Here is a 12,270-nt window from a genome sequence, read left to right on the forward strand (position 1 = left end):
GGCGGGCCCACCCGAACGAGCGGCCGACGGTCCGCCCGGCCCCCTTCACCCTCGGGGGTCACACGGCGGCCGCCCGCTGACGTCGGCGGACGGCCGGCCCGGCTCACTCGGCGGCCACGGCCTGGTGCTGGGCGCGGCCCACGTCGTACACGCCGGGCACGTTCCGCATGGCCCGCATCAGCTCGGGGAGGTGGGCGGCGTCCGGGAGTTGCAGCGTGTAGGTGTGGTGCACGCGCTGCTGGGTCGGCGGCTCGACGGTGGCGGAGACGATGGCGACGCCCTCCAGGGCGATGGCCTCGGTGAGGTCGGCGAGCAGGTGGGGCCGCTGGAAGGACTCGGCGACGAGGGTGACCCGGAACTCGGTGGTGTCCCCCCAGCGCACCTCGATCTCGGGGCGCCCGAGGTTCTTCATGCGCGTGACGGCGGGACAGGCGACGCGGTGCACGGTCACCACTCCCCCGCGGACGGCGAAGCCGGTGACCTCGTCGGGCGGTACGGGCGTACAGCAGCCCGCGAGACGTACCGTCGCCCCGGGCCGGTCGACGACGACCGCGGCGCCGACGGAGTCGGAGGTGGCGGCGGGCTCGTCGATGGCCGGGCGCAGGGCCGGTGTGCCGTCCTTGCGCGCGCCGTCGCCCTCTTCGGGCCGCTCGTCGGCGGCGGGCGAGGGGTGGGTGGCGATCCAGCGCTGGATGGCGATGCGCGCGCCGGGTGTGTGGGCGTGCTCCAGCCACTCCCTGGAGGGCTCGGAGGCCGGGTCCTGGCCCATCAGGAGCTGGACGGTGTCGCCGTCCTTCAGGACGGTGCTCAGCCGCACCAGACGGCCGTTGACCCGGGCGCCGATGCAGGCGTGCGCGTCCTCGCCGTACTGCGCGTACGCCGCGTCGACGCAACTGGCGCCCTCGGGCAGCCCCAACGTGCCCCCGTCGGGCCGGAACACGGTGATCTCGCGGTCCTGGGCGAGGTCCTCGCGCAGGGTGGACCAGAACATGTCCGCGTCCGGCGCCGCCTCCTGCCAGTCGAGGAGCCGGGAGAGCCAGCCGGGGCGGGTGGGGTCGATGCGCTCACCCTCCCCGTCGGTCTGTTCCTCCGCGGGGGCGGCGTAGGGATTACCCAGCGCGATGACGCCGGCCTCGGCGACCTTGTGCATCTGGTGGGTGCGCACGAGGACTTCGGCGACCTGGCCGTCGCCGCGGGCGACGGCGGTGTGCAGCGACTGGTAGAGGTTGAACTTCGGTACGGCGATGAAGTCCTTGAACTCCGAGACCACGGGCGTCAGACAGGTGTGCAGTTCGCCGAGGACCGCGTAGCAGTCGGCGTCCTCGCCCACGAGGACCAGGAGCCTGCCGAAGTCGGAGCCGCGCAACTGACCGCGCTTTCGCGAGACCCGGTGCAGGGAGACGAAGTGGCGCGGCCTTATGAGGACTTCGGCCTGGATGCCCGCCTCGCGCAGGACTCCGCGCACCTCGTCGGCGATCTCCGCGAGCGGGTCGCTCGGGCGGGCCGCGTTCTCGGCGATGAGCTCGCGGGTGTGGGCGTACTCCTCGGGGTGGAGGATCGCGAAGACGAGGTCTTCCAGTTCGGTCTTGAGTGCCTGGACGCCGAGCCGTTCGGCGAGCGGGATGAGAACGTCCTTGGTGACCTTGGCGATGCGTTCCTGCTTCTCGGGGCGCATCACGCCGAGGGTGCGCATGTTGTGCAGCCGGTCGGCGAGTTTGATCGACATCACGCGGACGTCGTTGCCGGTGGCGACAAGCATCTTGCGGAAGGTCTCGGGCTCGGCGGCGGCCCCGTAGTCGACCTTCTCCAGCTTGGTGACGCCGTCGACGATGTACCGCACCTCCTCGCCGAACTCCTCGCGCACCTGATCGAGGGTCACATCCGTGTCCTCGACGGTGTCGTGGAGCAGCGAGGCCGTCAAGGTCGTGGTCTCCGCGCCCAGTTCGGCGAGGATGAGGGTCACGGCGAGCGGGTGCGTGATGTACGGCTCCCCGCTCTTGCGCATCTGACCGCGGTGCGAGGATTCGGCGAGGACGTACGCCCGGCGCAGCGGCTCCAGGTCGGCGTCGGGGTGGTGGGCGCGGTGGGCCTCGGCGACGTGGCTGATCGCGTCGGGCAACCGGTCGCGTGTCGTCGGACCCAGGAGTGCGGCGCGGCCCAGACGGCGCAGGTCGATACGAGGTCGGCCCTTCCTGCGGTGCGCTGGCGGCGGCGCAGGGGCGGGCGATACGGCGGGGTTCGTGGCCTCCGCGCTCATGGGCACCTCCGGCTGCGTGGACCGGCGGACGGGTGCCCCATGGCGTGCGGCGGCTCAGGGGATCGTGTCGTTCCCCCGTCCGTGCCGGTGCTTGATGCTACCGAGCCCATCACGCCCGTCCGACCGCCTCTCGCCGAGCGTGAAACGGATCACCCATTCGAGGGATGGTGCCGGGGCTTGCGGTTTCGGGCCGCCCCTCCTGGGGTGCGCCATGGATTCGCACCCCTGACCGCGCGGCAGGCTTGGATATGCACGGCGTCCATGGCCTGGACACCATCAAGTCAAGCCCTACCACACATCAACGGGCCGCCGTTTCAAGCCACTTGGCGTCGATCTCGCCTTCGGCGACGATCACCGCCGGACCGGTCATCTCGATCTCGCCGTCGGCCCGTTCGGTGATCACCAGCGTGCCGCCGGGCACGTCGACGGTGTAGGTGGCCGGGGTGCCGGTGATCGCCGGATCGACGCCGTCCCTGCGGGCGGCGGCCACGGCGACGGCGCACGCGCCGGTGCCGCACGAGCGGGTCTCGCCGGAGCCGCGCTCGTGGACGCGCATCGCGACGTGCCGGGGGCCGCGGTCCACGACGAACTCGACGTTGACGCCGTCCGGGTAGGCCGAGGCGGGGCTGAAGGGGGGCGGGGAGAGCAGGTCGCCCGCCTGCGCGAGGTCGTCCACGAAGGCGACCGCGTGCGGGTTGCCCATGTTCACGTTGCGCGCGGGCCAGCTGCGCTCGCCGACGCTCACCGTGACGTCGCCCTCGGGGAGGCGCGCGCCGCCCATACCGACCGTGACGTCACCGTCCTTGTCGATGTGGACCCGCTTCACGCCCCCGCGCGTGGCGACGGTGAGGTCGCCCTCGGCGACGTGACCGGCGTGCAGCAGGTACCGGGCGAAGACGCGGACGCCGTTGCCGCACATCTCGGCGACGGAGCCGTCGCCGTTGCGGTAGTCCATGAACCATTCCGCTTCGGCCGCCAGTTCCCGCGCCTCGGGGTGCGCGGCGGACCGTACGACATGGAGCACGCCGTCGCCCCCGATGCCCGCGCGACGGTCGCACAGCGCCGCGACGGCGGCCGGGGAGAGGTCGATGGCGTTCTCGGGGTCCGGGACGATCACGAAGTCGTTCTCGGTCCCGTGTCCCTTGAGGAAGGCGATCCGCGTGCTCATTCCTCGATCGTACGGGAGCGCTCGGCGCAGGGCGGAACGGTCTTCACCGGGCTTCGGGGCTCTAGCGGAGCCGCGCCACCCGCCACACGGCCAGGGCCACCACGGCGGCGACGATCAGGAGGTAGAGCAGGGCCATCCGCCAGTCCGGGCGGCGGCCGGAGCCCCGGGCGGGCAGGCCGGGCCACGTGTAACCGACGCGGCGGGCGGCCATCATGCCCCAGCCCGCCGCGGTGGCGCAGATCAGCAGGCCGAGCATGGCGACCACGGCACCGCCGTCGCCGAACTCGAAGGCGAGCGGGAAGGCGAACATCAGGGAGCCGACGGCGGCGAGGCCCACGATGGGCGCGAGCTGCCAGAGCCGGAGCCTGCGCTGGGGGCGCAGCTCGACCTCGACCTCCGGACCGGTCATCTCGTCCGGTTCCGGTCCGTCGTCGCTCACACCACCGGGAGTCTGGTCGTCGGGACCGTCGGGGCTCAGCGGGTCGTCGTCGGGATCCAGTGCGTACCCCTCGGTAACCAGCTGTTCCACGTCCTCCGCGGCGCCGCGCTCCGCGCCTTGTGCGGTGTCACGAGGGCCGGCCTCCATCGCCACGCGCCCTCCCACTCGGACTCCACTTGGTCGATCGAAGCTCGATGATGGCACGCCCCCGCAAGCCGGGATGACCGCCGGGGCGACCCGATGCCATGACGTGATCAGGCTGTGACCGGTCGTTCGATCAACGCCAGTGCGAGCTGCGGGAGTTCCGCCAGGTCGGCGAGGCCCCCCTTGAGCCAATGCACCCGCGGGTCGCGTCTGAACCATGAATCCTGGCGGCGCGCGAAGCGTTTGGTGGCACGTACGGTCTCGGCTCGCGCCTCGTCCATGGTGCACTGCCCCGCCAGCGCCGCGAGGACCTGCTGGTAGCCGAGCGCACGCGACGCCGTACGCCCCTCGCGCAACCCCTGCGCCTCCAGTGCGCGCACTTCTTCGACCAGCCCGGCGTCCCACATGCGGTCGACCCGGCGGGTGATGCGCTCGTCGAGTTCGGGACGCGCCACGTCGACACCGATCTGGACGGTGTCGTAGACGGAGTCGTGGCCCGGCAGATTCGCCGTGAAGGGCTTTCCGGTGATCTCGATCACTTCGAGGGCGCGCACGATCCGGCGGCCGTTGCTCGGCAGGATCGCCTGGGCGGCCTCGGGGTCGGCGGCGGCGAGCCGGGCGTGCAGCGCGCCGGACCCGCGCAGGGTCAGCTCCTCCTCCAGGCGGGCCCGGACCTCGGGGTCGGTGCCGGGGAACTCCAGGTTGTCGACGGCCCCCCTCACGTACAGCCCGGAACCGCCGACGAGGATCGGCCAGCGGCCCTCGGCGAGCAGGGCGTCGATGCGCGCGCGGGCCAGCCGCTGGTACTCGGCGACGCTGGCGGCGGCCGTGACCTCCCAGATGTCCAGGAGGTGGTGCGGGACTCCGTCGCGCTCCAGGGGCGTCAGCTTGGCGGTGCCGATGTCCATCCCCCGGTAGAGCTGCATGGAATCGGCGTTGACGACCTCGCCGCCCAGACGCTGGGCGAGGAAGACGCCGAGATCGGACTTTCCGGCCGCGGTCGGTCCGACGACGGCGATGACCCGCGAAGGGGGAACTGCGCTACTCACCGCCCCAGTCTCGCAAATGTCGGTGCCTCATCTCGAACGAGCTACGTGACGCGAGGGAGCCGGCGTCGTTGCGTGTTGCGAGTTCGTAGCGCCGGACGCGAGTTCCGGCGGCCCGGATGACGCAATGGGACGCTCCGGGAGAGCGCGGGAATTAGCCCGCATGATTAGCATTGAGGTTGATATGGGCGTTTTTTCGATGTTTCGGCGCAAGGCGAAGAACGCGGACGACGCCGTCGTGACGGCGGCCGCACCGGGCGCCGATACCGAGGCGGAGGAGTCGGAGGCGAAGGGATCCACCGAGGCCGCCCGGCCCGAGGAGGAGGCCACGACCGGGAGCGAACCGGCCGAGCCCGCGGCGGAGACCGTCGAGGCGGCGGACGACGTGGAGATCCCCAAGCAGCAGACCGCCGACCAGGCGGCCGACAACGAGGCCGGCGAGGGCGCCCGCACATGACTGCCCCGCGCGGAAAGGTGAACCATGAGTCTGCTGCATAACCTGAAGGCCAAACTCTCCCCGGCCAAGGACAAGGTCGCGCACCTCGCGCAGAAGCACGAGGACAAGATCCACCACGGTCTCGACAAGGCCGCGCACACGGTCGACAGGAAGACCAAGGGCAAGTACAGCGACCGGATCCAGTCGGGCACGGGCAAGGCGAAGCACGCCATGGGCCGACTCGCGCACACGGACGACGGCGGGCGCACCTCGCCGCCGGCGGGCGGCGGACACGCCCCTCCGCCCGCGGACAGCGGTCCCACGCCCCCGCCTCCGGGTGGCGGCACCACGCCGCCGCCGGCTTCCTGAACGGTTCACATCGCCGGACGGCCGCGGAGCACCCCGCTCCCGGCCGTCCGCCGTGTCCGGCCTACGACCAGGCGGCCACCAGATACCCCACGCCGTAAGGCGCGTCGTCGTACAGCAGGCTGCCGCCCAGGCCCGCGTCCTCCGCGGCGCCGGCGAGCACCTGCCAGGGGGCCCGGCCGCCGGCCCGCAGCTCGCGCGCGAGGCCGGGATCCAGCGCCCGCAGCGCCGCGAGGTCGGCGGCGCCCAGCGCCCGGGCGATCTCCGCGTCGAAGCCGGCCGCGCGGGCGTCCAGGTACCCCGGGGCCTTCAGCGTCCGGCAGGCGCTGCCGTCCCCCATCACCAGCAGGGCCACCCGGCCGGCCCGCCCCGCGAGGTCGCGTCCGGTACGGACACAGCTCTCGACGGGGAGCGCTTCCGCCACGCCGAGCCCTTCCACGGGCGCGTCGGCCCAGCCGGTGCGGTCGAGCAGCCAGGCGGCCACGGCGAGGGAGGCGGGCAGCGTGGCGGGCGCGCTCTCCGCCCCGCGTCCCAGCCGGACGTCGAGGTCCACACCGAAGCCACGGAAGGAGCCGCGCGCGCCTTCCGGATACGAGGCGTCCCGCCCGCCGGGTCCCACGACGACCAGCCGGTCGGGCCGGGCCGCGGCGAGCACCCCGAGCGCGTCCGCGCAGGCGTCCCGCGCCGGGTCCAGCTCGGGCGCGGCGCCCGCGGCGACGTCCGGTACGAGCAGCGGGGGGCAGGGGCACACGGCGGCGGCTACAAGCATGATCCGCAGGGTAACTTCCGCGACGGGCGCGAGGGCGGGCGGCCTGTTCAGGGAGCCCGCCCCGTTCACCGCCTGCCGGTGCGGCCGACGCTCATGGTGCGCCGGTCAGTGGCTGCCGCAGCCGCCCGTGGCGGCCGCCGGCAGCGGCTCCGGGACCCCGATCTTCGGCAGCCCCAGCATCACGCCCGCCGGAGTCTGCGCGGGCGCGGCGTTGCGCTTCTCCCAGGCGTCCCCCGCCCGGGTGCGGCGCACGTCGAGGACCGCGCCCTCGGCGAGGAGGTGGTGCGGGGCGGCGTACGTGATCTCGACGGTCACGACGTCACCCGGGCGGACCTCCTGGTCCGGCTTGGTGAAGTGGACCAGCCGGTTGTCGGCGGCGCGGCCGGAGAGGCGGTGGGTGGCGCCGTCCTTGCGGCCCTCGCCCTCGGCGACCATCAGCTCCAGGGTGCGGCCGACCTGCTTCTTGTTCTCGTCCCAGGAGATCTCCTCCTGGAGGGCGACGAGGCGCTCGTAGCGGGCCTGCACGACCTGCTTGGGGATCTGGTTCTCCATGGTGGCGGCGGGCGTGCCGGGCCGCTTGGAGTACTGGAAGGTGAACGCCTGGGTGAACCGGGCCTCGCGGACCACATGCATGGTCTGCTCGAAGTCCTCCTCGGTCTCGCCGGGGAAGCCCACGATGATGTCGGTGGTGATGGCCGCGTGCGGGATCGAGGCGCGGACCTTCTCGATGATCCCGAGGTAGCGCTCCTGGCGGTACGAGCGGCGCATGGCCTTGAGGACCGTGTCCGAACCGGACTGGAGCGGCATGTGCAGCTGCGGCATCACGTTCGGGGTCTCGGCCATCGCGGCGATCACGTCGTCGGTGAAGTCGCGGGGGTGGGGCGAGGTGAAGCGGACGCGCTCCAGGCCCTCGATCTTTCCGCAGGCCCGCAGCAGCTTGCTGAACGCCTCGCGGTCGCCGATGTCGGAGCCGTACGCGTTCACGTTCTGGCCGAGCAGGGTGATCTCGGAGACGCCCTCGGCGACCAGGGCCTCGATCTCGGCGAGGATGTCGCCGGTGCGGCGGTCCTTCTCCTTGCCGCGCAGGGCCGGGACGATGCAGAACGTGCAGGTGTTGTTGCAGCCGACGGAGATGGAGACCCAGGCGGCGTAGGCGCTCTCGCGGCGGGTCGGCAGGGTGGAGGGGAAGGCCTCCAGGGACTCGGCGATCTCGACCTGGGCCTCGTCCTGGACGCGGGCGCGCTCCAGCAGGACGGGGAGCTTGCCGATGTTGTGCGTGCCGAAGACGACGTCCACCCAGGGCGCCTTCTTGACGATGGTGTCCCGGTCCTTCTGGGCCAGGCAGCCGCCGACGGCGATCTGCATACCGGGGCGGGCGGTCTTCATCGGGGCGAGGCGGCCGAGGTTGCCGTAGAGGCGGTTGTCGGCGTTCTCCCGTACGGCGCAGGTGTTGAAGACGACGACGTCGGCGTTGCCCTCGCCGGCGTCCTCGGGTGCGCGGACGTACCCGGCGTCCTCCAGCAGACCGGACAGGCGTTCGGAGTCATGGACGTTCATTTGACATCCATAAGTACGCACTTCGTATGTCTTGACGCCCACTGCCTGACTCCGGTCGCTGCTGTTGGTCACTCCGTAAGCCTAAGGCAGCGGCCGGGGCCCGCTCGTCGGTCAGGACGTCCCGCCGGTCCACCCCTGCCGGCGCAGCACCGCGGAGACGTCGGGCGCCCGGTAGTGGTCCCCCTTGAGCACCTTGCCGTCCTCCCGGCGGGCGACCCGTCCGTCCGGGCCCAGCTTGGTCATGTTGGAGCGGTGGATCTCGGCGATGACCGGGTCGAGGTCGATGCCGTGGACGAGGGCCGTGCCGTACGCCACGTACACGACGTCGGCCAGCTCGTGGGCCAGCCGGTCGAGCGGCCCGTCGACCGCCACCTCGGCCACCTCCGCGGCCTCCTCGGCCAGCAGCTCGCCACGGTGGGCGGCCAGCTCGGGCGACACCTCGGTGGGCGCGGTCCGGGTGTCGAGGCCGAAGGCCCGGTGGAACTCGCGGACCAGGTGTGCGGGAGAGGAACTCATCCGGCGACCCTATCGACCGGCCGTCGGGGCGGACCCCTCTGCACCCGCGCCCGAGCGGCACGCGGGAGGAGAAGGCGGTGGGCGAGGTCACAGCCTCGCACCGGATGGGTCCGGTCCTGGCCGCCCGTCCGGTGACCTGGCAGGATTTCGCGCATGGTCCAGGTACTCCCACGCATCGGCACGCGGCAGGCGCTGCTGGGCTCGGTGGCCGCGCTGGTGGTCCTCGGGCTGCTCGCGTGGTGGCTGTGGCCGCGCGAGGAGCCGCCGAGCGGGACGATCACGCTCAGCACCGGGGCCGAGAGCGGTGTCTACCAGCAGTACGGCCAGCAGATGAAGACCGCCATCGCCCGGGACATGCCCCGCCTGACGATCGACCTGAAGTCCAGCGACGGCTCCCAGGAGAACGTCGAACGGGTCGCCACCGGCGAATCCGACTTCGCCATCGCCGCGGCCGACGCCGTGCAGACGTACCTGGACGAGAACAGGCCCGGCGCCGGGAAGCTGCGGGGCCTGGCACGGCTGTACGACGACTATGTGCAGGTGGTCGTCCCGGTCACCTCGCCGATCCAGACCGTCGCGGACCTGAAGGGCAAACGCGTGGCCGTCGGGCCCGAGGGCTCCGGCGTACGGCTCATAGCGGGGCGCGTGCTGGCCGCGGAGGGGCTGGACATCGACAAGGACATCCGGTCCCGACCCGACACCATCCGCACCAGCCCCGGCGAGCTCCGCCGCGGCCGGATCGACGCCTTCTTCTGGTCGGGCGGGCTGCCCACGAAGGGCCTCTCCGATCTGGCGAAGACGGGGTACGAATTCCGGTTCATCCCCATCGGGAGCGAGCTGGTGGCGAAGCTGCACGGCGAGGACGACTCCTTCGTGCACTACCGGGCCGCCGTGATGCCCGCCGACGCCTACCCGGCCATCCTGCGGAACTCCACCGTGCCCACCATCACGGTGGCGAACCTGCTCATCACCCGCGAGGACATGGATCCCCGGCTGACGGAGTGGCTGACCCGCATGGTCATCAAGAGCCGGGACCGGATCGGCAAGGAAGTGCACGCGGCGCAGCTGGTGGACCTGCGCACCGCCATCTACACGGACCCGCTGTACCTGCAGAAGGGCGCCAAGGAGTACTACCGGTCGGTCAAGCCGTAGCTCTCAGTGGGTCGGGCGGGTCCTGGGCACCGTCACGGTCACCTTCAGGCCGTGGGGTTCGTGGTGGGCATAGGCGATGGCGCCGCCGCCCGCCACGATCAGTGCCCGCGAGATGGAGAGGCCGAGCCCGGACCCCTTGATGTTCTGGTGTGCGGTACTGCGCCAGAAGCGGTCGCCGACCCGTTCCAGCTCCTCGTCGCTGAGACCCGGCCCGGCGTCGGTGACGACGACCGTGGAGACCTGCCCGTTCGAGGCGACCCTGACCTCGACGCTCTCCCCGGCAGGGGTGAACTTCAGCGCGTTGTCGATCACCGCGTCCAGGGCGCTGGACAGCGCGACCGGGTCGGCCCAGGCGGTGGTGGCGGGACATTCGCCGATCAGCGTCACCCCCTTGTCGTCGGCCAGCGGCGACCAGGAGGCGACCCGCTCGGCGGCCAGCTCGCCGATGTCGGTGAGCCGCAGATCGGCCTCGACGTGTTCGGCCAAGGCCAGGTCGAGCAGGTCGTCGAGGACCTGAGCGAGCCGCTTGCCCTCGGTGCGCACGGAGGCGATCTCCTCGTTGCCCTCGGGCAGTTCGAGCGCGAGGAGGTCGATGCGCAGCAACAACGCCGCCAGTGGATTGCGCAGTTGGTGCGAGGCGTCGGCGACGAAGGCGCGCTGCTGCTCCAGCACGTCCTCGACGTTGTCGGCCATCTCGTTGAACGACCGTGCCAGACGCCGGAGTTCGGGTGGTCCACTGGCCACGGCGACCCGGGACTTCAGCCGCCCCGAGGCGATGGCGTGAGTGGTGGTGTCGAGGACGCGTACCGGCTTGAGGACCCAGCCGGTCAGCTGCAGCGCGGCGCCGACGGCGAGGAGCATCGCGGCGAACTCGCCGGCGCCGATGACCAGCCAGCCTCGCAGGATCTTGGACCGCATCTGGCCGGTGGGCGAGTCGGTGACGACGACGGCGATCACGTCGCCGTCGTGGATGACCGGCGAGGCGACGACGAGCCGGCCGCGCTGCCAGGGCCACACCTGGTCCGGGTTGTGCGGGCGGCGCCCCAGCAGCGCCTCGTCGAACGCGGCGAGTCCCTCGCCCTCGTCGGGGACCGCCCAGTTGTAGGGGGCATTGGCCATGGTCCGGCCGTTCCCGGCGCGGTAGAAGACACCGGCCTTGATGCCGTAGACGCGGAAGTACTGATCGAGTTCGTGCTGCAACGTCTCCCGGCGGCCGTCGGTCGCGCCGTCGGTCCGGGACCCGCTCGGCGCCTCGGTGACGAACTGGGCCAGCGCCGCGAAGCGTGCGGTGTCGTCGATGCGGTCGACGACCACCTCCTGCTGCCGCGCCGCCGCGAGGCTCACCGCCAGCGGAACGCCGAGGGCGAGCAGCACGGCGGCCATCAGGACGATGAGCAGCGGAAGAAGACGAGTGCGCACGCGGGCACGCTACGGCGTCGGGGCGACCAGCCGGTACCCGACCCCGCGCACCGTCTCGATCAGGGCGGGCATCCGCAGCTTGGACCGCAGGGAGGCGACGTGCACCTCCAGGGTGCGGCCGGTCCCTTCCCAGCTGGTCCGCCACACCTCGCTGATGATCTGCTCGCGGCGGAACACCACCCCGGGCCGCTGCGCCAGCAGCGCCAGCAGGTCGAACTCCTTGCGGGCCAGCTGGACGGGCGTGCCGTCCACGCTGACCTGGCGGGTGGGCAGCTCGATGAGCACGGGGCCGAGGCGCAGCCCGCTGTCACCGGGCGTTGCGGCCTCGTCCGGGGCCCGGCGGCGGGCGACGGCGTGGATACGGGCGAGGAGCTCGCCGGTGTCGTACGGCTTGACCACGTAGTCGTCGGCGCCGAGGTTCAGGCCGTGGATCCGGGAGCGGACGTCGGAGCGGGCCGTCACCATGATCACCGGGGTGCTGGTGCGCTTGCGGATCTTGCCGCAGACCTCGTAGCCGTCCTGGTCGGGCAGGCCGAGGTCGAGCAGGACGACGCCGAAGCCGTTCCCCTCCGGGACGAGAGCCTGGAGGGCCTCCTCGCCGCTGCGGGCATGGGTGACGTCGAAGCCGTGCCGGGCCAGGACCGCGGACAGGGCGGCGGCGACGTGGTTGTCGTCCTCGACGAGGAGCAGCCTCATTCGGCCCCTTCCGGTTCGATCAGTCTTTCGGGTCAGATCAGTTTTTCGGCTTCGGTCGGTTTCCCGGGATTCAGCCGTTCTTTCGGGTTTCGGTCGTTTTCCCGAGGTTCAGTCGGTCTTTCGGGGTTCGCTCGGTCCTTTGAGGCTCAACCGGTTTTCCGACTCGCGTCAGTCTGCCGAGTTCGGTCATGTGTACGCCTCGGCTGCCACACATTACGCGGATCCGCATCCCAGGCACGGGCGCATCGCTCTCTTGCCGGTCACACTGATGAGTGAGGACGCCGTCAAGGCCGTACGAGTTCCGA

At 71.8% G+C, this 12,270-nt stretch carries 12 protein-coding genes; 3 read left to right on the forward strand and 9 right to left on the reverse strand.

Translation table 11 applies throughout. From position 1 onward, the window contains the following. Positions 1–103 precede the first annotated feature (103 nt). The 4 genes from SCAB_RS11675 to miaA all read right to left on the reverse strand — a co-directional run bounded on the left by SCAB_RS11675 (position 104) and on the right by miaA (position 5,057). On the reverse strand, positions 104–2,257 hold the full coding sequence (locus SCAB_RS11675) for a RelA/SpoT family protein (RefSeq protein WP_173402865.1): 2,154 nt from the start codon (positions 2,255–2,257) through the stop codon (positions 104–106). A 298-nt stretch (positions 2,258–2,555) separates the two neighbouring features. Continuing rightward, positions 2,556–3,425 (reverse strand): diaminopimelate epimerase, encoded by an 870-nt coding sequence (gene dapF / locus SCAB_RS11680; protein WP_013000275.1) that lies wholly within the window; start codon positions 3,423–3,425, stop codon positions 2,556–2,558. Between the two features lie 61 nt (positions 3,426–3,486). Further along, positions 3,487–4,017: a hypothetical protein gene (locus tag SCAB_RS11685; RefSeq protein ID WP_013000276.1), complete on the reverse strand. Its 531-nt coding sequence runs from the start codon at positions 4,015–4,017 to the stop codon at positions 3,487–3,489. Between the two features lie 101 nt (positions 4,018–4,118). Then, a complete protein-coding gene (miaA, locus tag SCAB_RS11690; protein WP_013000277.1) occupies positions 4,119–5,057 on the reverse strand; it encodes a tRNA (adenosine(37)-N6)-dimethylallyltransferase MiaA in 939 nt (312 codons plus the stop codon). 181 nt (positions 5,058–5,238) lie between these two features. Between miaA and SCAB_RS11695 the strand changes: the two genes are divergently transcribed. Both SCAB_RS11695 and SCAB_RS11700 read left to right on the forward strand, forming a co-directional pair. After that, positions 5,239–5,511, forward strand: a complete 273-nt coding sequence (locus tag SCAB_RS11695; RefSeq protein ID WP_041669098.1) for a hypothetical protein — start codon at positions 5,239–5,241, stop codon at positions 5,509–5,511. 24 nt (positions 5,512–5,535) lie between these two features. Next, positions 5,536–5,859 (forward strand): antitoxin, encoded by a 324-nt coding sequence (locus SCAB_RS11700; RefSeq protein ID WP_013000279.1) that lies wholly within the window; start codon positions 5,536–5,538, stop codon positions 5,857–5,859. A 61-nt stretch (positions 5,860–5,920) separates the two neighbouring features. Here the strand turns inward: SCAB_RS11700 and SCAB_RS11705 are convergent, their stop codons facing one another. The 3 genes from SCAB_RS11705 to SCAB_RS11715 form a co-directional block, all read right to left on the reverse strand. Further along, positions 5,921–6,625 carry a class III extradiol dioxygenase subunit B-like domain-containing protein gene (locus SCAB_RS11705; RefSeq protein WP_013000280.1) on the reverse strand — a complete coding sequence of 235 codons (705 nt, stop codon included), beginning with the start codon at positions 6,623–6,625 and terminating at the stop codon, positions 5,921–5,923. 105 nt (positions 6,626–6,730) lie between these two features. Continuing rightward, positions 6,731–8,254: a tRNA (N6-isopentenyl adenosine(37)-C2)-methylthiotransferase MiaB gene (gene miaB, locus SCAB_RS11710; RefSeq protein ID WP_078580100.1), complete on the reverse strand. Its 1,524-nt coding sequence runs from the start codon at positions 8,252–8,254 to the stop codon at positions 6,731–6,733. Positions 8,255–8,293: 39 nt separating this feature from the next. Continuing rightward, positions 8,294–8,698: a pyrophosphohydrolase domain-containing protein gene (locus tag SCAB_RS11715; RefSeq protein WP_013000282.1), complete on the reverse strand. Its 405-nt coding sequence runs from the start codon at positions 8,696–8,698 to the stop codon at positions 8,294–8,296. A 153-nt stretch (positions 8,699–8,851) separates the two neighbouring features. On the opposite strand from SCAB_RS11715, the gene SCAB_RS11720 reads away from it, so the two are divergent. Beyond that, entirely contained in the window at positions 8,852–9,850 is a 999-nt protein-coding gene (locus SCAB_RS11720; RefSeq protein ID WP_013000283.1) for a TAXI family TRAP transporter solute-binding subunit, read from the forward strand. A 3-nt stretch (positions 9,851–9,853) separates the two neighbouring features. Here the strand turns inward: SCAB_RS11720 and SCAB_RS11725 are convergent, their stop codons facing one another. Further along, positions 9,854–11,269 carry a sensor histidine kinase gene (locus SCAB_RS11725; RefSeq protein ID WP_013000284.1) on the reverse strand — a complete coding sequence of 472 codons (1,416 nt, stop codon included), beginning with the start codon at positions 11,267–11,269 and terminating at the stop codon, positions 9,854–9,856. Between the two features lie 9 nt (positions 11,270–11,278). After that, complete coding sequence (locus SCAB_RS11730) at positions 11,279–11,965, reverse strand: response regulator transcription factor (protein ID WP_013000285.1); 687 nt, start codon at positions 11,963–11,965, stop codon at positions 11,279–11,281. Between the last annotated feature and the right edge of the window lie 305 nt (positions 11,966–12,270).

It is taken from the genome of Streptomyces scabiei 87.22 (assembly GCF_000091305.1).
Lineage (GTDB): Bacteria > Actinomycetota > Actinomycetes > Streptomycetales > Streptomycetaceae > Streptomyces > Streptomyces scabiei.